Source organism: Variovorax sp. P1_G12 (assembly GCF_056405555.1).
Genome location: NZ_JBFUBW010000056.1, coordinates 1 through 20,579, shown reverse-complemented (window position 1 = coordinate 20,579; position 20,579 = coordinate 1). Strand labels below are relative to the sequence as shown.

Annotated in this window: 20 protein-coding genes and 1 pseudogene; 13 read left to right on the top strand and 8 right to left on the bottom strand. The window is 63.3% G+C overall.

All coding sequences use genetic code 11. From position 1 onward, the window contains the following. Positions 1-189: 189 nt before the first annotated feature. Positions 190-438: a hypothetical protein gene (locus AC1D2O_RS35615; RefSeq protein ID WP_478094451.1), complete on the bottom strand. Its 249-nt coding sequence runs from the start codon at positions 436-438 to the stop codon at positions 190-192. Between the two features lie 82 nt (positions 439-520). Between AC1D2O_RS35615 and AC1D2O_RS35610 the strand changes: the two genes are divergently transcribed. From AC1D2O_RS35610 to AC1D2O_RS35600, 3 genes are all read left to right on the top strand, one after another. Beyond that, positions 521-832 carry a DUF4113 domain-containing protein gene (locus AC1D2O_RS35610; RefSeq protein WP_478094452.1) on the top strand — a complete coding sequence of 104 codons (312 nt, stop codon included), beginning with the start codon at positions 521-523 and terminating at the stop codon, positions 830-832. A gap of 235 nt (positions 833-1,067) precedes the next feature. Continuing rightward, positions 1,068-1,631, top strand: coding sequence for a phospholipase D family nuclease (locus tag AC1D2O_RS35605; protein ID WP_478094454.1), 564 nt, complete (start codon positions 1,068-1,070; stop codon positions 1,629-1,631). Between the two features lie 310 nt (positions 1,632-1,941). Then, entirely contained in the window at positions 1,942-3,084 is a 1,143-nt protein-coding gene (locus AC1D2O_RS35600) for a PDDEXK nuclease domain-containing protein (RefSeq protein ID WP_478158741.1), read from the top strand. Positions 3,085-3,322: 238 nt separating this feature from the next. Here the strand turns inward: AC1D2O_RS35600 and AC1D2O_RS35595 are convergent, their stop codons facing one another. Together AC1D2O_RS35595 and AC1D2O_RS35590 are read right to left on the bottom strand one after the other, a co-directional pair. Continuing rightward, on the bottom strand, positions 3,323-3,664 hold the full coding sequence (locus AC1D2O_RS35595; RefSeq protein WP_477650320.1) for a hypothetical protein: 342 nt from the start codon (positions 3,662-3,664) through the stop codon (positions 3,323-3,325). A 124-nt stretch (positions 3,665-3,788) separates the two neighbouring features. Then, the gene (locus tag AC1D2O_RS35590; protein WP_477650319.1) at positions 3,789-5,156 is read right to left on the bottom strand and encodes a replication initiation protein; all 1,368 of its coding nucleotides are present in this window, start codon (positions 5,154-5,156) and stop codon (positions 3,789-3,791) included. Between the two features lie 525 nt (positions 5,157-5,681). Between AC1D2O_RS35590 and AC1D2O_RS35585 the strand changes: the two genes are divergently transcribed. The 4 genes from AC1D2O_RS35585 (at position 5,682) to AC1D2O_RS35570 (ending at position 10,830) form a co-directional block, all read left to right on the top strand. After that, positions 5,682-6,917: an AAA family ATPase gene (locus AC1D2O_RS35585; RefSeq protein WP_478158740.1), complete on the top strand. Its 1,236-nt coding sequence runs from the start codon at positions 5,682-5,684 to the stop codon at positions 6,915-6,917. 363 nt (positions 6,918-7,280) lie between these two features. Then, positions 7,281-8,366, top strand: a complete 1,086-nt coding sequence (locus tag AC1D2O_RS35580; protein WP_478158739.1) for a ParB/RepB/Spo0J family partition protein — start codon at positions 7,281-7,283, stop codon at positions 8,364-8,366. Between the two features lie 344 nt (positions 8,367-8,710). Then, positions 8,711-8,977, top strand: coding sequence for a hypothetical protein (locus AC1D2O_RS35575; RefSeq protein WP_478093817.1), 267 nt, complete (start codon positions 8,711-8,713; stop codon positions 8,975-8,977). Then, on the top strand, positions 8,974-10,830 hold the full coding sequence (locus tag AC1D2O_RS35570) for a phage integrase family protein (protein ID WP_478093822.1): 1,857 nt from the start codon (positions 8,974-8,976) through the stop codon (positions 10,828-10,830). Before AC1D2O_RS35575 ends, AC1D2O_RS35570 begins: the two co-directional genes overlap by 4 nt. An 11-nt stretch (positions 10,831-10,841) precedes the next feature. On the opposite strand, the gene AC1D2O_RS35565 is transcribed toward AC1D2O_RS35570, so the two are convergent. From AC1D2O_RS35565 to AC1D2O_RS35550, 4 genes are all read right to left on the bottom strand, one after another. Next, a complete protein-coding gene (locus AC1D2O_RS35565; RefSeq protein WP_478158738.1) occupies positions 10,842-11,396 on the bottom strand; it encodes a tyrosine-type recombinase/integrase in 555 nt (184 codons plus the stop codon). A 48-nt stretch (positions 11,397-11,444) separates the two neighbouring features. Then, complete coding sequence (locus AC1D2O_RS35560) at positions 11,445-12,182, bottom strand: IS6 family transposase (RefSeq protein WP_478158737.1); 738 nt, start codon at positions 12,180-12,182, stop codon at positions 11,445-11,447. Continuing rightward, the gene (locus tag AC1D2O_RS35555; protein WP_478158736.1) at positions 12,131-13,063 is read right to left on the bottom strand and encodes a hypothetical protein; all 933 of its coding nucleotides are present in this window, start codon (positions 13,061-13,063) and stop codon (positions 12,131-12,133) included. Before AC1D2O_RS35555 ends, AC1D2O_RS35560 begins: the two co-directional genes overlap by 52 nt. A 175-nt stretch (positions 13,064-13,238) precedes the next feature. Then, a complete protein-coding gene (locus tag AC1D2O_RS35550; protein ID WP_478158735.1) occupies positions 13,239-13,412 on the bottom strand; it encodes a hypothetical protein in 174 nt (57 codons plus the stop codon). Between the two features lie 665 nt (positions 13,413-14,077). On the opposite strand from AC1D2O_RS35550, the gene AC1D2O_RS35545 reads away from it, so the two are divergent. Beyond that, positions 14,078-16,150, top strand: coding sequence for a DUF6351 family protein (locus AC1D2O_RS35545; protein WP_478158734.1), 2,073 nt, complete (start codon positions 14,078-14,080; stop codon positions 16,148-16,150). Positions 16,151-16,274: 124 nt separating this feature from the next. Then, positions 16,275-16,922 (top strand): TetR/AcrR family transcriptional regulator, encoded by a 648-nt coding sequence (locus AC1D2O_RS35540; RefSeq protein ID WP_477650253.1) that lies wholly within the window; start codon positions 16,275-16,277, stop codon positions 16,920-16,922. Positions 16,923-17,499: 577 nt separating this feature from the next. Here AC1D2O_RS35540 and AC1D2O_RS35535 read toward each other — a convergent pair. Beyond that, positions 17,500-17,676: pseudogene (locus AC1D2O_RS35535) on the bottom strand (IS6 family transposase); the annotation flags it as partial. 78 nt (positions 17,677-17,754) lie between these two features. Between AC1D2O_RS35535 and AC1D2O_RS35530 the strand changes: the two are divergent. From AC1D2O_RS35530 to AC1D2O_RS35515, 4 genes are all read left to right on the top strand, one after another. Beyond that, on the top strand, positions 17,755-18,393 hold the full coding sequence (locus AC1D2O_RS35530) for a Bug family tripartite tricarboxylate transporter substrate binding protein (RefSeq protein ID WP_477650252.1): 639 nt from the start codon (positions 17,755-17,757) through the stop codon (positions 18,391-18,393). A gap of 15 nt (positions 18,394-18,408) precedes the next feature. Beyond that, positions 18,409-19,059 (top strand): glutathione S-transferase family protein, encoded by a 651-nt coding sequence (locus AC1D2O_RS35525; RefSeq protein ID WP_478158733.1) that lies wholly within the window; start codon positions 18,409-18,411, stop codon positions 19,057-19,059. A gap of 10 nt (positions 19,060-19,069) precedes the next feature. Continuing rightward, entirely contained in the window at positions 19,070-19,870 is an 801-nt protein-coding gene (locus AC1D2O_RS35520) for an aldolase (protein ID WP_478158732.1), read from the top strand. A 401-nt stretch (positions 19,871-20,271) separates the two neighbouring features. Next, a partial coding sequence (locus AC1D2O_RS35515; protein WP_478158731.1) for an IS6 family transposase occupies positions 20,272-20,579 on the top strand: 308 nt, incomplete at its 3' end.

The following is a 20,579-nucleotide window of genomic DNA, read 5'->3' as shown; positions in this document are numbered from 1 at the left end:
CGACCCGGGTGAACTACCTGCGGCCGGCCCTGCTTGCTTCTGCGGCGGGCGGGCGCTGGCGCGGCCTTTGCGTTCCCGGGAAGGGCAAGTTCGAGGTTCTTGTGTCGATCTTTGGCCATACTGAAARGGGTCGCAGTGACGTTGGCACTGAATGGCGGCCAGCGCCCAAGCCCTGCCCCTGGTGGTGCGTCAGGGCGCGTGGCCGACCTGCACGATCACGACGAGTGTCAGCGCGGCCAGCGCGATGATGATTGCCAAGACGACGTTTTGTCTGAAGCGTTGTCGTGCTGCGGATTCCTTGAGTCTGATCCTGCGCTCGAAGGCAGCGAGGGTTCCCGCGTCGCTCAGCTTCGCGGCGCCGTCCGAAGTTTCGGCGGACTCGCGATTGCTCTTTTCAGTAACGACATCGCTGCTATGCATGCCTGCAGTCTGCATCATTCGCGCCTTCCCTGCTACGTTCGTAAGATGTTCGGAAAGTATCGGGCCGTGCCATTGCGCAGGCCGACGGGCAGGCACCCGCTTGTTTGCGGCGGCGTCAGCAATTCGCGGCCTTTACGCCATCTTCAAGCCTGGCTACAACGACGCCAAGGCGGGCGTCGGGCTCCAGGACGCCGCCGTTATGCAGGGCGAACTCGCGGTGGACCAGCCCGGCAAGGATCCTCGCTATGAGATGCGCGCGGTCGACGCCATCAACCAGCAGCATGGGCGCGGCGCGATTCCGTGGGCAAGCGCGAGGATCACCAGCGCGAAGCACAGGATGGTCATGCGCCAGTCCCTGGAGACGCCCAACCACACCATCACTTGCGCCGACTTGCCGGTTGCACGCGCATGACCAATGAGCGGATCACGTAGGCAACTTCCCCGTGCAGCCAGAGCCAACCGAACGTTCCAGAAGAGCGCGACCACAGGTGGGGCCACGAACGCCGCAAGCATCGTAGCTGAGCTGTCGTGGCGCACCATGGAATGCATGCAAGATCGGCTGGCAGCTTCGCCGAACAGGCGCGGCTGCGGCGCGCCAGACAGCGCGTACAAAGTTGCTACAGTCGCCGCCCCAACCTGAACACCGCATGCGATCCTTTTTCCTTCCTGCCTCGCGCCCTGCCCTGCTGGGCATTGCCTTCGCCCTCCTCGCTGGCTGTGCCAGTTCCCCCAGCGCCCCGCCTTTCGACTCGCAGATCGAAGTGGCCTTTTCGCCCGATGCGGGCTCCGAAGCGCTCGTGCTCAAGGTCATCGGCAGTGCCCGCAGCTCGATACGGCTGGCCGGCTATTCCTTCACTTCGCCTTCAGTCGTCCGCGCCCTGACCGATGCGAAGCGACATGGCGTCGATGTGCGCGTGCTCATCGACGACAAGGGCAACCGCGGCAAGGCGAACATCGCGGCGATGAACCTGCTCGTCGGCGCCAACATTCCGACCAAGGTGATCTCGACCTATGCGATCCACCACGACAAGTACATTGTGGTGGACGGCAAGCACACGCAGACGGGCTCCTTCAACTACAGCCAGGCGGCAGCGAAGTCCAATTCTGAAAACGTGCTGGTGGTGTGGAGCAATCCGAAGGTGGCGGCAACCTACCTCGCCCATTGGGAGAGCCGGTGGGCCCAGGGCATGGCCATCGAGATGACCTACTAGGCACCGGCAAGTTCAACGGAAGTCGTTGCCGAGGCGCCCTGCCCCTGCGTCGCTGCAGGCGGATCGCAGCCTTCGTCACGGCTGGGCGGCGCCTTCAACCAGTAGGGAACGTATTCGGCGAAGTTCTCACCCGCCTCGAGATCCTTGCGCTTGATGCGCCCTGCCGGCGTACATCGTGAGGATCAGCCGCTCGGCCCGCGCTTGTGGTCATGTCGAAATCCATCGCCATCTTGGACTCGATTTGGCTGGAATAAGCAGAGGCATCGCGTTGACGCGAACTCAGCACTCACGCTGGTCTACAGTGGGGGCAATGACCCGCAGCCCTGACCTCGCCGACGACTACGCAAATTTCATTAGAACCTTGAAGGAGCGCGTCGCCGCGGCGCGCCTGTCGGTCGCGCGCGCGGTGAACCGCGAGCTGATCGCGCTCTACTGGGACATCGGCAAGGCCATCGTCGAGAAACAGCAGGCGCTGGGTTGGGGCCAGTCCGTGGTCGAACAGATCGCGCGTGACCTTCGCGCCTCGTTCCCCGGCACCCAAGGCTTCTCGGCGCGCAACGTCTGGGACATGCGTCGACTCTACGAGGAGTACTCGAGCGCGCCGGTTCTGCGACAGCTTGCCGCAGAAAGTCCCCGAAGCTCAGTCGGTCGGCCGCGCCGGTCCTCAGTGGCTGCGGGTGGCGCAGCGAAGGTCGAACTTCTGCGACAGCTTGTCGCAGAAGTTCCTTGGGGCCATCACCTAGTGCTGCTCGGCAAGGTGTCCGACCCGGCCGAGCGCATCTTCTACCTGAAGGCCGTCGCGGCGTTCGGCTGGAGCCGCAATGTGCTGCTCAACCAAATCAAGGCCCGCGCGTACGACCGCTCGCTGGCCGAGGGCAAGAGCCACAACTTTCCGCTCGCGCTGCCCGACCACCTGGCCGAACAGGCCGAGGAGGCGCTCAAGAGCAGCTACAACCTCGAGTTCCTCGGCATCCGCCAGGCAGTGAAGGAGCGCGAGCTCGAGAACCAGCTCATCGACAAGCTGCGCGACTTCATCCTTGAACTCGGCTATGGCTTCTGCTTCATCGGACGCCAGCACAGGCTCACCCTGGGGCGCAACGAATACTTCATCGACCTGCTCTTCTATCACCGCTTCCTGAAATCGCTGGTGGCCATCGAGCTGAAGATCGGCAAGTTCGAACCCGAGTACGCCGGCAAGATGGATTTCTACTTGAACCTGCTCAACGAGAAGGAGCGGGCGGCCGACGACGCACCATCGATCGGCATCATCCTGTGTGCCGAGAAGGACAACCTCGAGGTCGAATTCGCGCTCAAGAGCAAGACAAACCCGATCGGGGTGGCCGAGTATCAGCTCCAGGGCAAGCTGCCACCGGCTATGAAGGGCAAGCTCCCCTCCCCTCGGCAGTTGCAAGATGTCATCCGCACCGCGCTCCCAGGTGCGACAAAAGCCTGACCACATCCCGCGACACCGAGAGCCTGGCGAGATGGTTCCACTCGCGGGCACGGCCATTAGCCATCTGGTTCGGCGTGACCTTCCGCCCTCACGGGAACCTCACCGGCCATGGACCCATGGTGCAACTCAACTTCTACCTTGCGGCGGTCGATACACAGATGAGGGGTGAGCACACGCCCTGCGCGTCATCGACAGTCCGATGGGCGGTGGTCGCGTGCCATTTCCTCGTTGCCCTGAACTACCTGCGGCCAGCCCCGCTTGCTTCGGCGGTCGCCGCTGCTTGGGCGACACCCGCTGTCAGGGTGAGCCAGGTCTGGTAGTCGAACAGCAAGAGCTCCCTTCGGGATGTCCGCGCACGGGCGGTCATGGCTTTACGGCGGGCGGGCGCAGATGCGGCCTTCGCTTTCCCGGAAAGGGGAAGTTCGAGGTTCTTGTGACGATCTTTGGCCATATTGGAAAGGGTCGCGGTGACACTGGCAGCGAACGTAAGGTTGTCGATGGCTGGACGGATCGAGCGTGTGCGCCCAAGGTTGGCAAGCCCGTTGGTGACTTGTGCAATTTGCGCGGCGATGTCCAGCAAATCGCCCTCCTCCGGTCGCCGTCCGGACCGATCTCCCCTTCCGCGTAGTAGCCCAGGAGCCGGCCTCTCAAGTTGTGCGTCCACCCCAGGCTCTCACTCTGAGAGAGACCGGCGCTTGCATGCGCTAGATCCCCTGCACCCCACGTTGCAGCGCGAAATCGAGCAGCACGCGATCGCTGGGCTCCTCGGGCCAGGTTTCCTGCGCGAGCCACTTGAAGAAAGTCGTAGCGGCGATGCGGCTGTCCGGTCCGTCGCGCCGCCAGGCTCGGGCGATTGGCGCGGCTACCTGCTCGAGTCGCTCGGTTTCGAAGCGGGAACGCAGGTCCGCCTGCGTGGGCTCGAGCATCTCGGCGAACATTGCGCGCGCCTTTCCTGTCCGGTCGTTCTCCCACAGTTCGCGGATACGGCGCAGCCGATCGGCCTCAGACAATGCCGGCGCGGGGGCGACGAGCGCCGCGCCTGCCACCGAGGAAGATGCGGGTTCGACAGCAGTGAGACCGGCGTAGCCCTTCTTCAGCGCGTCCTTGAAGTAGGCCGCCGGCGATTTAAGGGTGGGCATCGACGCGTTGCGCATGCGCGCGTCGACATGGTCGAGGGTGGCTCGGATCTGTCCCTCGTCCGTGGTCGCGTAGAGATCTTGCGCCTCGTCCTGCTTGATGCTGAGCCCGACCAGGCGGGCCACAAGCTCCAGGTCAAACACGTTTCGGTTTGGCGCATCGATATCGCCGAGGCGTTGCTGGACCTTGGGCACCACGCGGAACTGGATTTCCTCGATCTTGCGGCCCCGCTTGTGCTCGATCAGTTCCAGGCCGAATTCCTCGCACAGCGCATCGATCTCGGCAATGGCCTTGGTGATCACGTCGCGCTTGAGGAAGCGATAGTCGACCTCCTTGATGTCGCTGCGGCCGGTGAGAACGGCCGCCCACCACATCACGTCCTCGCGCATCGAAAGCCGTCCCGGCGACGTCAGGTAGCGCGCGCCGATCTCGTAGAGCACCGCGGCCGAGTAGCTGCGCATCTGGCTGCTCATTTCGAGTAGGACGCGGGTGTACTGGTGCGGCTTGACCAGCCGCTCCTTGATTTCCTCCGGATAGCGCCACGTCACCATGCAAGGACGCCCCCTCCCCTGCTCCTCGATGGTCACGGTGCCGAGCAATTGCGAGGAGACCCAGCGTTTGAGCGAGCTGCTGCTTGTCGACCATTCGATGGTGGTGGCTTGCATGTCGCGCAGGTGCGACTTCAACAGTTCAGTGTTGTTTGAGTTGAAGCGGGCGTCGCCGATGAGTTCACTCAGGGCCAGCCGGTAGACCGGTTCGTCGACGCCCTGGCGCTGGGAGTGATAGAGAAGTGCGTTGTAAATGCGTCGCGACAGCAGGGTCAGGCGTCCGCGCTTCGGCCGGATGGCGATGGCCTCGTTGGCTTTGGCGACGCTCTGCTCTTCGGCTGTTGGAGGCTGACGAGGTGCGCTGCGTGAAGAGTCATCCTCGGCCATTGGGAGAGCGATCGTTGGAAGGGTTCACATGATGCCCAGGTATTGTGATCCGGTCAATTCACAGTAAGCCAACGTTTGTTCCTTGTATCTTTAGAGTTAAACACTTGGGATATTGAAGAGTTGGGAGCGGCGTTTCCGCAAGTGGGACAAGGACTTGGCGCGCGTTCTGTGAGTCCGATTGGGATTGTGTGTGAGATCCGATGGGATTTGACGTGAGCGCGGATAGGGTCTGGGCGCGTTGCTTGTGAGTGACGCTGGGGTTTGATGTGAGTGGATATGGGGAACACCCCTTCCCGGGACGCTCTGCGGCCCGCAGGAGCACGGAATTGGGTCCATGCGCGGCAGATGGGGCCCTGATTTGCCCTGCGGAGAGCGCGGTCTGCCCCTTGTCTTGTCGCTGAGAACGGCAGTTGCCCAACCGTCCTCACAATAGGAGCAGTGCCTCTCGCGCCGATATCATCAGATATTGTCCATTGGACGGATTCCCATAGAATGGCCAAATTCCGTTGAATAAGGCCTTCCTATATGTCAGTTACCGTCCCGCCGGTCGGTGGAAACCAGGTTTCCACCGACATCCAGGCAGCGCCGCGCCAGGTCATCAATATGGCGAAGATTGCCGCCTTGGCAACCCGGGCCGGCTCGATGGTCGAGCAAATCCGCGGCCTGCTCCTGGCGCCCGAGGCCAGGAAGATCGCCCCAACCTATTCCACTGCGCAACTGGCGGCGCTGTGCGGGGTCGACAAGGCGCATGTTGCCTACCGGATCACCAAGGAGGATCTGCCGTCGGGCCGTCTCACACCTTCGGGAGGCAAGCGCACATTCAGCCTGGACGAGTTGCGGCGCTGGACGCGCACCTACCGCGGCGAAAAGATGCGGCCCGCCGGACGCAAAGCGGTGACCATTGCCGTGGGCAATTTCAAGGGCGGGGTCGCCAAGACTACGACCGCCATGATCTTGGCGCAGGGGCTGAGTCTTCGGGGCCACCGGGTGCTGGCCATCGACACCGATCCGCAGGGGTCGCTCACCACCCTGCATGGACTCTTGCCCGAGGCCGAGGTGACCGAGGACATGACGATCGGGCCGCTTTGCGACGGAACCGAGAACGACATCCGTTATGCGATCCGTTCGACCTATTGGGATGGCATCGACCTCGTTGCGGCGGCACCCTTTCTGTTCTCGGCCGAGTTCGCCCTCCCCGCGCGTCAGATGCAGCAGCCAGGCGCCAAGTTCTGGGACGTGCTGAACGAAGGCCTCGAGGGTGTGCGGGACCTCTATGACGTGATCGTGATCGATACGCCCCCTTCTCTCTCGTACGTCACTATCAATGCACTGTGGGCGGCGAACGGCATCGTCGTGCCGGTGCCACCGTCCGGCTTGGACTTCGCCTCGTCGGCGCAGTTCTGGTCGCTATTGGCGGATCTAGGCGGCAACCTGGACGGCCAGAGCCAGGATCGTGAAGGCAAGGCCTTCGACTTTCTGCATGTCCTTCTGAGTCGGGTCGACGCGGCCGATCCTGCCATGCCGGCGGTACGCCAGTGGATCCAGGCGACTTATGGGGAGTACACGCTGCCGGTCGAGATCCCGAAGACCAGCGTCACCAGCAACAAGGCGGCAGAGTTCGCGACCGTATACGACGTGCAGAAGTATGAGGGGGCGGCCAAGACCTACAAGCGCGCTGTCGATGCCTATGACTCGTTCGTCGAACTAGTCGAGCAGTCGGTCGTGGGCGCCTGGGCCGCCCAGGGGAGGACGCAGAAATGAAGTCAATCTACGGCATCCCGAGTGGAAACCTGGTTTCCAGGTTGCGCGGCGATCGCGATCTGGCGGAGGAGGGAAGGGGGAGAGCGCTGCTGCGCACTGCGCCGAGCGACGATCTCCCCTTCCCGGACTTGTGCAGGCGTGCGGTGCGCACTGGACAGAAAGCGCACCGTGGAAACCAGGTTTCCACGACAGATAAGAACGGAACGAAAAGTGTGGAAACCTGGTTTCCACGCGAACGGGCTTTTCATCTGCGGCGGACAAGTAATTGCCCGACTTTGAGGGAAGAGTCGTGCCTTCGGCCGCGGTGCACGCCCGCCAGGGCGCATCCCCGATCAAGTCTCTTCGTTCCAGGAGATACCCATCATGGCTAGTACCCGAAAGCGGCTTGAGGCGCTGACCGCAGGATTGTCGCTTCCGCCAGCCGAGCTGGATCATGCGGGCCCGGTACCGCCAGCGGCCGCGATGGAGACCCAGCCACTCGCTGCCGTAGCCGTGGAAACCAGGTTTCCACCGGCTGTCACGGGTCCCATGGCGCCCCGAACCGGTCCCGGCCAGATGATGGCGTTCCGTGGGCAGATCCAGCAAGTGGAAGGGGAGATGGCTGCGCTGCGCGACAAGCTTCGCCAATATGAAGGGGCGCTTCCGACCCGCAAGCTGGACCCACGAACGATTCGCCCGAGCAGCTGGGCCAATCGCCATGCATCCTCGTTTAACACGAGCGAGTTCGCGGGCCTGAAGGCCGACATCGAGCATGCCGGAGGGAATGTGCAGCCGATCCTGGTGCGCCCTCTCACGGACGAGGCGGGGCAGTACGAACTGGTCTTTGGGCACCGTCGCCACCAGGCAACCTTGGAGCTCGGTATCCCCGTACTGGCGTCGATCTGGACGGAGGAACTGAGTGATCGTGACCTGTTTGCGGCCATGGATCGGGAAAACCGCGAACGGGCCGACCTGTCGCCGTACGAGCAGGGGGTCATGTACCAGCGGGCCCTCGAGGCGCAGCTCTTTCCGACGCAGCGCCAGCTCGCCGAAAATCTCGGCGTGAGCCATACCTGGGTTCGCAAGGCGCTGATCGTGGCCCAACTCCCGCCAGCCGTCGTCGACGTGTTCAGAAGCCCACTGGAGATCAGCTTCCGCCACGCGGAGCAGATCAACGCCGCCATGGACAAGGATCGAAAGGGTGTCCTCAAGAGAGTGGAAAAGCTGCGCGGCCAGAACCTACCGGCAGCAACGGTACTTGCGCGTCTACTGGATGTGAATGCTAACTTTCAGAAGCTCAGAAGGATTGAGGTGGAGGTCGCGGGGGCGAAGGCTGGGGTCTTGAGCAGGTCGGCGGCGGGCGATGTGACCGTCACATTGGCGGCCGGACTCGCCGCGACCGCATCCACGAGCGCTTTGGGTGCGGCGATCGGGGAGGCATTGGAACGCCTGCGCCGACTCGACGCTTGAGCCCCATGCCGCGCCAATGTGAGAACCGTTGGGATAGGTGCGGGGCTATGGAGATTCACGGATTTGCCAAACTGACAACCATCCGCGTGCAGGAGCGCTTCCTCCCCCAATAACCGGGATGCGGAAAACTCCAACAAATTCAATGACTTGAAAAGACCTTCTCGAAAAGTGCCGCCGGTGACACCGCAAAATGACATTGATGATAATAATGTCCAGCATTATGAAGGTTCAGGTCACGCTCGCACACCGCCCCCTCCGGGGGAGGGCCGCGCGAGTCCAACGACCCGTCCGGTTTGATGCACCCGCCCAAACGTCCAGCTTCTAATCGGTTTACCGTCACAGCCATGGCCGCCGTACCGACCCCACAGCAACTCGGCCACCTCGATGATGAGGAGCTCGAGCGCCTGGCTGTGTCCTGGCGCACTCTGGCGCTTCGCGGCGACCGCGAGGCCAACGGGGTCGCCCATGCCCTCGAAGTCGAGCGGCGCCGACGGATGCGGGCGAGCCAGCTGGCGCAACTGCCGTCGCAGCCGGTGGCAACACCGCGGCCCTGGTGGAAATTCTGGGGATCCCCTGCCGGCAAGGACCGCGACCCGCCGTGGCCGACATGAGGAAAAAGGCACTTCCGCGCAAGCTGCACAGCGGGCATTTCGCCTTCATGAGGGCCCTGGCCCAAGGCCTCGATGAGCGCGCGAGCTGGGACCGGTACCTGCGGCTCGAAGGCGAGCACACGGATCTGCGGACGGTCCGAAAGACGATCGCCTGGATCCGCGACGAGTTCGCGGCCGCGGCCAGGCGTGAGAACAAGCCGGGCACCGCCCGGCTGATCCTGCTGGACCCGGATCGGATCAAGTCGGCGCCCAAGCAACCGACGCTGGTCGAGTTCGCCCAAGCGCAGGGCATGGAGGATTTTTCGGAAGCCGAGCAGCTGGAAGCCTACGAAGAGGCCTATCCGCCCAGTGCGAGGGGAGGAAGTGGAGGGCAGGGCAGGGGCGGGCAGGGCGCTTCGGCCCAGCCCACGCGCCGGTCCCGCGTCATCGAGCGGCAGCTCGAAGCGCTGCGCTGGTTGCAAGGCCTCGTGGCGCAGGATCCGCGCCCGGGCGACCGCGTGGGGGCGTGGCTGAATCCTTCGCTGGCCAGCCGCCTCGAGCGCGCCGGCGTCCCGACACTCGCGGCGCTCGTCGAACGCATCAATGGCATCGGCGCACGCTGGTGGGTGCAGGTGCCGGGCGTGGGAGCGCTCAAGGGCTCACGAATCCTCGAGTGGCTGCATGCGAACGAGGCCGTGCTGGGGCTGCGGGTCGGGCGGCACGTGGACCAGCCGCGCGCGCAACTGTCGCTGTCCTCCCTGGCCGAGGTGGTGCCAGCGGCCACGGCCATCCGCCCTTTCGAGAAATTCCTGCTCCCGGCCGACCTGGATGGCCGTGCGGGGCGCTTTCGTGCGCCGATCGAGAAATGTCTCATCTTGGCCCGCAACGACCACGAGGCGATCGGCGCCTGGCTGGCTTCGAAGCAACCGGGAGGTGTCAATGGCGAACTCTCGTCGACGCAGCGGGCGTATCGCAAGGAGGCGGAGCGGCTGCTGCTGTGGGCGATACTGGAGCGGAAGAAGGCGTTGTCGTCGTTGGCGGTCGAGGATGTGGCTGATTACAAATCCTATCTCGCCGATCCGCCGTCGACCTGGTGCGGGCCACGCCATCACCAGCGCTGGTCGCCCCTGTGGCGACCGCTCGAAGGACCGCTGGCACCGGTCGCGCTGCGGCATTCGCTGACCATCCTGAGAAGCCTGTTTGCTTTCCTGATAAGCCAGAGCTATGTGACGGGGAATCCTTTCGCGGCGGTGATACTGCCGTCGAATCCGCAGAGGCCGCTGGGCTCGAGCCGGACCCTGACCTTCGCCCAGTGGAACCACGTCGATGCGCTGTTGAAGGACCATGTCGACACGGAAGCCGGGCGGCGGCTTCGGCGCGGCATGCGCTGGCTCTACGCAACCGGGCTGCGCCTGGCCGAGATCACGACCGTGAAGTGCGAGGACCTGGAGCAAGTCGAATACAAGACGGCCGATGGGACGGTGGCGACCGACTGGATGTTGTCGGTGGTCGGCAAGGGTGGGCGCCGCCGGCAGGTGCCGGTCCCGGGCGAGTTGGTCGACGAGCTTGGTGAAGAGCTGGCTCGATTCGGTTTCGAGCGTCAGGTGAGCGCGCCGAGCAATCGGGGCATCCATGTGATGGCGCGCTTCGACACCGGGTTCGGGCGGCCGGCATCCTGGTCGGCCTCGGGGCTCTATCAGGCCATCAGGGCGTTCCTGACACAGGCCGCCGATAGCCTTGAGGGCGCTGACGCGCGGCAGCTGAAAAAGGCCAGCACGCACTGGCTGCGGCACTGTATCCCGCACCCGACTATCGCCAGTTTTCGGCCGGCGGGGCCACCGCACAAGGAGGTCGCCCAAGTCCACCGGACATAGTCCTGGCCGCCCTAGAGATTCTTGAGGAATGCCAGGAGTTTGTCATCGGGCCTGTATCGGCCGACGCTGCCGCTAGGCGGCGTGGTCTTCGCGAGGATCTCTTCTTTCAGCGCGAGGTTCGCGTCCAAATAGATTTGCGTCGTCTCGATCGATTCGTGGCCGAGCCACAACGCGATGACGGATTGCTCGACGCCCGCCTGCAGCAGGTCCATCGCGGTCGTGTGCCGCAGAACGTGCGGRGTCACTCGCTTACCCAGCAGCGAGGAGCACTGCTTGCTTGCGGAGGCAGCGTGCTTGGTCAGGATGTACTGCACCCCATGCGAACTCAGGCGTCCACCGCTGGCATTGGGAAAGAGCGGCTGCGTGTCGGCTCCGGGCAATTCTTGTAACCAGGCCTTCAGGACGGCGCATGTCTGCTTGCTCAAAGGAGTGCAACGTTCCTTGCGACCCTTGCCGACGACCCGTACGTGCGACCCCGTCCCGAGCACAACGTCGTGCCGCTTGAGCCCCGTCAGCTCGGACAAACGCAATCCGGTCTGGACGGCGACTAGGACCAACGCAGGCATTGTCACGTTAGCGATGCCAGGTCACAAAACTGGCAGGGGAGCAAAGGCTCAGAAGGCGGCAGACGGATCTTGGGCGCTGCCGGTGAAAAGGCGCCATGCATCAAAGCGTGAGGCCAGTTGTTTGCGGTAGAGCGAGGCGCGCAGCAAATGGCGCTTGAGAGCGAAGCGCTGGCGGATCGGACCGAAGCTCGAGAGGAAAGCCTGCGTGCGCTCGGGCTGGTGAAAGCCCCGTACGCGCCGCTCGCGCTCACGGGTGGGTTGATGGCTGTTCTCGGCGCTGTTGTTCACGCGCGCACAGGCCTTCACGAACACGTGCCGCACGGTCGCAAGCTCAGGGATCTCGGCCTTGGCAGCCGGATAACTTCGCAGTTGGTCGGTGACGATCTTGCGTGGCGCCTCCGGGCAGGCGGCCAGCACGCGCTTGAAGAAGCGCTTGGCAGCGACCTTGTCACGGCGTTTTTGCACCAGGACGTCGAGTTCAGCGCCATGCTGATCGACCGCGCGCCATAGCAGGTAGGGTTCTCCGCGCAGCGACACGAACATCTCGTCCAGATGCCAGGTCGATCCCGGCTTGCGGCGTGCGCCCTTGGCGCCATGTGCAAAGCTCGCGCCGAGCTTGTCGCACCAGCGCCGGATCGTCTCGTAGCTGACGACCACACCGCGCTCGAACAGAAGTTCCTCGATGTCGCGCAGGCTGAGTTGAAATCGAAAATACCAGCGCACCGCCTGGCTGATCACCACCGCAGGGAAACGGTGACCGTGATACAGCGACTTCTTCTTTTGCATCGATCAAAGCTTACGCCATCGGCAACGTGACAATGCCAGTCCAGGATATGCCTCGCACGAGGCAGCGTCGACAGCTGCCATTGGCGAAGCTGGATGTCGCCGTCGGTGAAGACCTCCATCGGCAAGTCTTGCCCGCCGAAAGCAGCCAGGACACCTCGCACCCGCGCGTGCGAGTGTGGATCAACCGTTCGAACGAACGCCACACTGCGCTGACCGACGCCGGCGCGCATGGCGCGGCCAGCGACGACCTCGAACGATTTCTCCTCATCGGGATGGCAAAGCCGCAGGTAGCCGCCGTCCAGACCGACGGTGGTGACGTTCGATCCGCTGCCCATGTCGGCCGCCTCTGGCTGGACCTCGATGCCCTGCGCGTCCAGTCGCCTGCCAACGTCCAGGGTGTGCCGTCGCACCGTACTCGGTGCGTTGGCTCCGGCCACCGGCAACAACAGCTCCAGCAACTCCGAGGACTTGGCATACGGAATCGTGGCGGCCAAGCGGCTTTGGACGTACTCCAACTCCGCCGAGATCCAACGCCGGGCCCGCCGTTCGCTTGGGGCGGTGCTGCAACGACATTCGCATCGCCGCCAACGCGGCACCTTCACGACAACATTGCCAAACAGGCTGCGGTAGTGAACGTCGTGGTAGTCCTTGATGGCGCGATTCAGGCCACAGCCATCGCATCGGCGCTGGCTGGTCGATATCAGCTCGACCTGACGCGTGACGATCTGAGACTGCATCCGCGCGAGCAGCGCCTTGGCATCGGCCAAGCCCAGCCCCAGAGTTTCGATGCTCGGCTGCGCATCGACCTCCAGCGTCAGCAGCTGCAACGCGTCCGACTCGGCAGCGCCGGCGGAAATGGCAAGACTGATTTCGATCTGCATGGCCAAGCTCCAAAGGCACGCCAGGCGTCATTCTCCAGCCAGCGAACGCGACCACAGGTTAGCCAATCGCGATGGGAACTCGCAAGTTAGCGGCCGCCCACCCCACCGTTTGAATCGCTCTCCACGCACGCCATCGATGTGGCGATAGCGCAAGTGCCGGTCCAACGTGCGAGATTCATCTGACTCTCTCCTTGACCGTTGCAACGTAACGTTCCAATCGATACAGCTGTGCCGACTTCAGTTCGATCACCATGCGTGTCCCGAACTCTCGTTCCATGAAGTTCAGCACGGTGACCCGGTTTTGCAGTGATCGCATGGCGCCCAGCACGCGCTTCTGCTGCTCGCGCAACTCCCCGCCAACAGGCTGGACTGGCGGAACCGCTGCAGCCTCTGCCGGCGGCGCCGCATGTGGGGCTACACGCTCGACGACAACGGCGAGAGGACGTGATGGCTGCCGTGCGGGAACTCACCCCAGCCCTTGGGGCTGGCGCTGCGTGCCGGGCCATGGGACTGTGGCGCGGCGCACCTGTGATCGGGGCCGTGGTTTCGCACAAGGCCACAACGGCGCTAACTCGCGCGAGCAATCAGAGATCAACTGCTCGTGCTTTCCGCAAACGATAGCCCGGAGCATGACCCCCCGGCCTTGCGCCTGCGGTGAATTGGCCGGCCTGCGGCGCTCCATCCGTAGGGATTTCCCCGATCCGCCAAGTGCTCCATCAAATTACAGTCATGTAACTTACATAGTTGTAAGTTAATCGAGACAAACTCATTCCGAGTGCTCCAACAACGAAGGAAACAAGCGTGTCCAAACGGATGACCATTACTTTTGCCGCGGCTGCGGCAACGCTGCTTTATGGCTGCGGAGGAGGAGGGGGCTCTGGAAGTTTTCCGAGCGTGCCGAGCGCCGCTGCCCCGAGTCCAAGCGCTCCCGCCCCCAGTGCTCCTGTCTCCAGTGCTCCCGCCCCTGCCCCGAGCGCGCCTATTCCCGGCGCCCCCTCGGACTATCCTGTGCAAATGGGGAAGGTCGGTCCCATCGCTGCGGACAACCCCCGCCAGCAGCCTTTTGCGTGCGTCACGCAGCAAATCGGGTTGGGACAACCTGTTGTCGACAACCAGAACGGCGTCGGGCTGCCAGTGACCGACACCAATGGCAAGCTCGTCGGCTATAGCGCTGACTGCGGCATGGCCATGAGGGTCGATTACTTCTATCGGAAGGCTGGCGCTCCGAATGACAACTCGAACTTCACGCCTTACGACCCTGCCAATCCACCGAACGACATCGCGACAATCAACGTCAATGGCAAGGACGTGAAGTTCATCGTCCGCTATGAACGCGGATCAATCAATCGCTTCCTGTACGGCATCGCGATGCTGGCTCCTAATCCGGACCCCAAAGATCTAGGCGCCATCGACAGATCAGTGTGGAACAAGGATCTGGTCTTCCAATTTATCGGCGGAACGGGCGTGGGCCATACGCAAGCCCACATCGGCAACGCCACACGAGGTCTGGTGAATCCAGCCCAGCAAGAACAGTTGCCCTATCTGTTGCAGCAGGGCTACGCGGTCGCGCTGTCGTCCGGCATGGCCACCTCCACCACGTACAACCTGATGCTCACGGGCCAGACCGCGTCCATGATCAAGCAGCAATTCACGGCTGCTTACGGCAAGCCACGCTTCACGTTCGCGGTCGGCTCGTCGGGTGGTGCCGTCCAGCAGACGATCTACGCCCAGAATTACCCTGGGCTGCTGGACGCGGCGATCCCGATGCAGAACTTCCCGGACATGATCACGCAGTTTGCGCCCGTCGGAGACTGCGAACTGCTGCACTACTACTTCGACAAGGTCGATGCGCAGGTCAACGGAACCGGCGCCGTCAACCCGAAATGGACGTCCTGGGAAAACCGTGCGTGGGTGACCGGCATGCACGCCATTGACGGCTTTGCCAAGCCAACGTCAGCGATCCTGCCGGGCACGACAACCGCCGTCAAAGGCTCGGACGTCTGCATGGAGGAGTGGCGCGGTGCGATTCCGATGTTCGTGGACCCGTACTGGAGCCAGGTCAGCTACGCCGACGGCAGCGTCAAGGTGCTGGGACCCAAGGGCATCGCGTCGACTTTCTGGGGCTACTTCAATGACGTCGTCTCGGTCTTGACCGGCGACCCTTCCGCGAAGCCGTCGAGCACCACGCCGGTCACCTATGACAACGAAGGCGTGCAATACGGTCTAGCTGCGCTCAAGGCCGGCAAGATCACGGTCGACGAATTCCTGTCGCTGAATGCCCACGTCGGCGGCTGGAAGCCTGCGCAAGACTTCCTGCCAGAGGGCTTCCCGTACCTTGGCGACGGCAGCAACACGAGCGATTGGGACCCCTGGAGCTCGCGCAACGCCACGGCCATGGCGCATGCCAGCCAACCGAGTGCCATCGCTCCCCGCACGATCGCCAATGCGGCCAGCCTGGCGGCGATCCAGAACGCGTACAAGGCGGGTCTGGTCTTCCGCGGCAAGGTCGACATTCCGTTCATCCACATTCAGCGCTACCTGGAGGCCGACCTGAACATGCATGCGTCGCGCGAGCCCTTCGCCGCACGCCAGCGCCTGATCGAAGCCAGGGGCAATGCTGACAACCAGGTGATCTGGATGACGGCCGCAGGCGACGCTGACGCCAAGGAAGCGCCCATCGTGCAACAGGCGCTACAGGCCGAGACGCAGTGGTTGCTGACCGGCAAGCGCCCCGACAGCGTTCAGGACCAGTGCTATGACAGCAACGGCAGCGTCATCGCGGCGGGCCCGCACGTCTGGGACGGCCAACTCTCGGCAGACGGGACCCAGGTCGTGGCCGACACCGTGAACGGCGGTGCGTGTACGAAGCAATTCCCGATCTACTCCAATGCCCGCGTGGCCTCGGGTGCGCCCGTGTCGGGATCGGTCTTCAAGTGCGCGCTCAAGTCGGTCGTCAGCGCACTGCATGACGGCACGTACGGCAGCGTTTTCATGAGCGTCCCCCAAGAGCAACGTCTAATGCAGATCTTCAACTCCGGCGTGTGCGACTACAGCAAGCCTGACCAGGGCCGCCCTGCTGGTTTGTAGGTCCAGCACCGAACGGCCATGAAGGCCAGGCCGGGATCGGGTGGGCTCCATCCGTTCCCGGCTTCTTCTTTTCCAGTGCGCTTGCGCGACACCGACCGGTTTCGCAGCGCCGCCCGGACACAATATGGGCTACCAAGTACAAGACGAAAGCGCCAAGTTGACCCCTCCCACTCCGAAGAAGCTCAGGCTGCCGCGGCCCGCGCGTGAGCGCCAGATCTTGGGTGTTGCACTCGACTTGTTCATTTCGAAGGGATACCAGGGGACGACGATGGAACACATCGCCGAGGCTGCCGGGGTGACCCGCCCTGTTGTCTACAACCTCTTTGGCGCGAAAGACACCGTTTATCTGGCATGTCTTCGAATCGCCCGCGGACACCTCGATCAACGCCTCAGCGAAGCGGTCGGCGCGAATCCCCATGCCACTGGGCGTGAGCGCTTGCGCGCGGGCATCGAGGGCTATTTCCAGTTCGTGGAACAAGATCGTGCAGCGTGGCGTTTGCTATTCGGTGGGGGTGTGGCGGTTGCAGGATCCGCTGTCGACGAGGCCAGGCGGATGCGATTCGAAACGGTCCACGGGATCGCGGCACTCCTCACGCCTTTCATGCCTGACGTCGCTCAGCCCTTTGTCGTAATGCATGCTCACGCGCTCTCCGGTGCCGCCGAGCAGTTGGCCAAGTGGTGGGTTGAGAATGAAAAGGTCGGACGCCCCGTTGTCGTGGATCTCTTGATGGATTTAATGTGGCGAGGATTCGAGGCGCGCTTCGCGGCTTGAGTCTTCCTCGCTCTCCGAACGTAGGCTGCTCATGGGCGTTCTACGGACACTCCGTGTAAGGATTTCCCATTGCAATCCGTACCGCATCACCGTACAGGAGCGACCCACTGGCTCGCCCCCCTTGATGCATGGCGACAGGCGGCGTATTCACGTCAGCGCGCAGAATCGTTTGATTCATATAGGGCGCCGCCTTGCACTGGGAGAGGTTCGCTTTCATCTGGAAGCGGTCGCAGCTCGAGACTTTTCGTATGACGGCTACTGTTTAGGGTTATCCGATACCTGCCCGCGCGTCGGAACTGCCGCGAGCGTCACGGCGGTTCAAGGGCAGGTGTTGGATTAGCCCCAAGGGAGGAAACCGCGGAATGCACTTCGGCGGCCCGCGAGGCTACGGCGCTATGGGGATTTTAGGGCGACGGCGACCGCGCTGGCGATACTGACGGGTCCGATAAGCGGCCTGGTTCAAGTCAGGGTTCCACTTCCGTGAAGGCGCTGGACGAGCGTGAACAAATGCGCGGGACGCCGACGGCTTTGTCACTTTGGCGATGCTAGGTCGAAAAGCTGGTAGGGGATCAAAGGCTCAGAAGGCGGCGGACGGATCTTGGGCGCTGCCAGTGAAAAGGCGCCATGCATCAAAGCGTGAGGCCAGTTGTTTGCGGTAGAGCGAGGGGCGCAGCAGATGGCGCTTGAGGGCGAAGTGCTGGCGGATGGGTCCGAAGTTGCAGAGAAAGGCCTGGGCGCGCTCAGGCCTGCGAAAGATGCTATGTGGGACTACCCGAGCGAGACCCGGTTAGCTAAAACGGGATCTCCCAACCTCTACGCAAAGGAGCCGGAAATGTCGACAACCCAAGCAGTCCCACAAGTCAAGGACACGGCGATCGCGGGCGACCTGTACATGAGCTTCGAGCTCGGCGACAAGAAGTGGACGTTGACGGCGAGCGATGGCGGCCGCGGCCCGAGCCGGTACAACGTGGACGCCGGCGACACGGCCGCCGTTGCGCACTGCATCGTCAAGGCCCGGGAGCGTTGCAAGCTCGAGCCGCAGGCCCAGGTGCACTCGTGCTACGAAGCCGGTCGCGACGGCTGGTGGCTGCACCGCTGGCTGATCGAGCAGGGTGTCGACAACATCCAGCCGCAGGCCAAGACGGGGCGGCTCAAGATACTGGCCATCGCCGCGAACCATCGCAATGCAGCAGTGCCCGATCTGCCGACCAGCACCGAACAAGGGCTGCCCGACTTCCAGATCGGTTCATGGAACGCGATCGTCGCGCCGGCCGGCACATCACAGGCGCAAGTCGAGATCCTCAACCAGGCGCTTGCCCGTGCGCTGAAGCGCCCCGCAGTCGTCGCACGCCTGGCCGAACTCGGCATCGAGCCGATGGCCACCGGCGTGCCGGCCTACCTCGCCCACGTCAAAAGCGAAACCGCGAAGTGGAGCAAGGTCATCAAGGCTGCGGGCACGAAGCTGGACTGACACGGGACGCGAGACATGAAGCTCTACGACACCCAGCGTTCAGGCAACGCATGGAAGGTGAGGCTGCTGGCCGGCCTCCTCGGCATCTCGCTGGAACGTGAGACGCTTTCCATCGATCGCGGAGACCTGCGAAGCCCCTGCTTTCTCGCGATCGCGCCGATGGGGCAGGTCCCGGTGCTCGCGCTGGACGACGGCGCGCACCTCGGTGAGTCGATGGCGATTCTTTATTTCCTGGCGCAGGGCAGCCCCTGGTGGCCGGGCGACGCTGCCCGACAGGCGCGGGTACTGGCTTGGCTGTCGTTCGAACAGGAACGGCACATGAAGCCGCTGGCGCAACTGCGCCTGCATCTCGCACTGCATCGCGACCGCGATCCGGCCAGCGAAGAGTTCATCCACTTCGCCCGCGAAGCCAGGCAGTCGCTGCGGATACTGGATGCGCAGTTATCGCGGCAGGGCGCGACAGGGTGGGTCGCCACGGCGGATGCGCCGAGCATTGCCGACGTGGCGCTCTATCCCTATACGCGCCTTGCGCCGATGGGCGGCATCGAACTCCCGGCCTTTCCGGCCATCACCGCGTGGCTCGGCAGAATCGAGCAACTGCCCGGCTACCAGCCGCTCTTTCCCGGTGCACCCGAGAAGAACTTTTCCACCAGCGAATCTGCATAAGGACAACGCCATGGCATCGCAAGACACTTTCAAACTCGACAAGGACGAACTGATCCAGCAGTCGTACGCCCAGATGGACGCGCACCTCGCGGACAGCACCTACACGCTGCGCCAGAAGCTGGCCCTGACGTGCCGCATTCTTTTTGACATCGGGCATGACTCCGGCCTGGCCGGACAGATCACGGCCCGCACGGGCGTGCCGGGCGAGTTCCTGACGCAGCGGCTGGGGCTGGGCTTCGACGAGATCACCGAAGACAACCTGTTGCGGGTCGACGAAGACCTGAATGTTCTTGAAGGCGACGGCATGCCCAACCCGGCCAATCGCTTCCACTCGTGGGTCTACCGCGCGCGTCCCGATGTCAATTGCATCATTCACACGCATGCCGCGCACGCGTCCGCGCTGGGCATGCTGGAAGAGCCGCTGGTCATCTCCCACATGGACAACTGTGTGCTCTACGACGACGTGGCTTTCGTCGGCAAGTGGCCGGGCATTCCCGTCGGCAACGAGGAGGGCGAGTTCATCGCGTCCGCGCTCGGCAGCAAGCGTGCCTTGCTGCTCTCGCACCACGGGATGCTCGTGGCGGGCGGCAGCGTGGAAGAGGCATGCGTCCTTTCGATCGCTTTCGAGCGCGCGGCGCGCATGCAACTGCTGGCGTCGGCCGCAGGCAAGATCCAGCCCATCGATCCGGAACTGGCCAGGGAAGCGCATGACTGGATCCTGCGGCCTCGCCGCAACACGATTGCGTTCGACTACTACGCCCGGCGCTCGCTGAAGGATTCGCGCAACGCGGATTGCCTGCGAAGGGCCTGAACGCGGATCGTTACCTGCCGGTGACTTTAAGTACTGGCCCCGTGCTTCACGGCTGCCTCGGCTTCTTCCGACAAGGGCACGTGCAGCCCGACTTTGACCCGGCTCATTGTCACCTGCGTGTTGAAGCGCTTGGAGCGTGGTGCCGTGTACTACTCGATGTACACACATTCCCCGCAGCAGGACGTCGGATCCGTGGCGACGGGCCTATTGGATGACCTCGAATTGAAAGGCGTCTAGACGTGCTGCTTGAGATTGCTTTCCACCGTGCTGAAGCGGTAGATCTCGTGTTCTCCTGCGGGGCATAAGTATTCGTCATCTTTCGCGATATGGATGAAGTCGCTCTTGTCGCAACGACCCTCTGCCTTGGCATTGTCACGTTGCCGATGGCGTAAGGTTTCGCGATGCAAAAGACGACGAGATCGCTCTATCACGGGCACCGGTTCCCGGCGGTGGTGATCAGCCAGGCAGTGCGCTGGTATTTTCGATTTCAACTGAGCCTGCGCGACATCGAGGAGCTTCTGTTCGAGCGCGGTGTGGTCGTCAGCTACGAAACGATCCGGCGCTGGTGCGACAAATTCGGCGCGAGCTTCGCGCATTGCGCCAAGGGCGCACGCCGCAAGCCGGGATCGACCTGGCATCTGGACGAGATGTTCGTGTCGCTGCGCGGAGAACCCTACCTGCTATGGCGCGCGGTCGATCAGCATGGCGC

Coding starts and splice junctions, on each gene's coding strand:
- AC1D2O_RS35615 (WP_478094451.1), bottom strand. CDS start 438: ATGATGCAGACTGCAGGCATGCATAGCAGCGATGTCGTTACTGAAAAG.
- AC1D2O_RS35605 (WP_478094454.1), top strand. CDS start 1,068: ATGCGATCCTTTTTCCTTCCTGCCTCGCGCCCTGCCCTGCTGGGCATT.
- AC1D2O_RS35600 (WP_478158741.1), top strand. CDS start 1,942: ATGACCCGCAGCCCTGACCTCGCCGACGACTACGCAAATTTCATTAGA.
- AC1D2O_RS35590 (WP_477650319.1), bottom strand. CDS start 5,156: ATGGCCGAGGATGACTCTTCACGCAGCGCACCTCGTCAGCCTCCAACA.
- AC1D2O_RS35585 (WP_478158740.1), top strand. CDS start 5,682: ATGTCAGTTACCGTCCCGCCGGTCGGTGGAAACCAGGTTTCCACCGAC.
- AC1D2O_RS35580 (WP_478158739.1), top strand. CDS start 7,281: ATGGCTAGTACCCGAAAGCGGCTTGAGGCGCTGACCGCAGGATTGTCG.
- AC1D2O_RS35575 (WP_478093817.1), top strand. CDS start 8,711: ATGGCCGCCGTACCGACCCCACAGCAACTCGGCCACCTCGATGATGAG.
- AC1D2O_RS35570 (WP_478093822.1), top strand. CDS start 8,974: ATGAGGAAAAAGGCACTTCCGCGCAAGCTGCACAGCGGGCATTTCGCC.
- AC1D2O_RS35560 (WP_478158737.1), bottom strand. CDS start 12,182: ATGCAAAAGAAGAAGTCGCTGTATCACGGTCACCGTTTCCCTGCGGTG.
- AC1D2O_RS35555 (WP_478158736.1), bottom strand. CDS start 13,063: ATGCAGATCGAAATCAGTCTTGCCATTTCCGCCGGCGCTGCCGAGTCG.
- AC1D2O_RS35545 (WP_478158734.1), top strand. CDS start 14,078: ATGGGGAAGGTCGGTCCCATCGCTGCGGACAACCCCCGCCAGCAGCCT.
- AC1D2O_RS35540 (WP_477650253.1), top strand. CDS start 16,275: ATGGGCTACCAAGTACAAGACGAAAGCGCCAAGTTGACCCCTCCCACT.
- AC1D2O_RS35530 (WP_477650252.1), top strand. CDS start 17,755: ATGTCGACAACCCAAGCAGTCCCACAAGTCAAGGACACGGCGATCGCG.
- AC1D2O_RS35525 (WP_478158733.1), top strand. CDS start 18,409: ATGAAGCTCTACGACACCCAGCGTTCAGGCAACGCATGGAAGGTGAGG.
- AC1D2O_RS35520 (WP_478158732.1), top strand. CDS start 19,070: ATGGCATCGCAAGACACTTTCAAACTCGACAAGGACGAACTGATCCAG.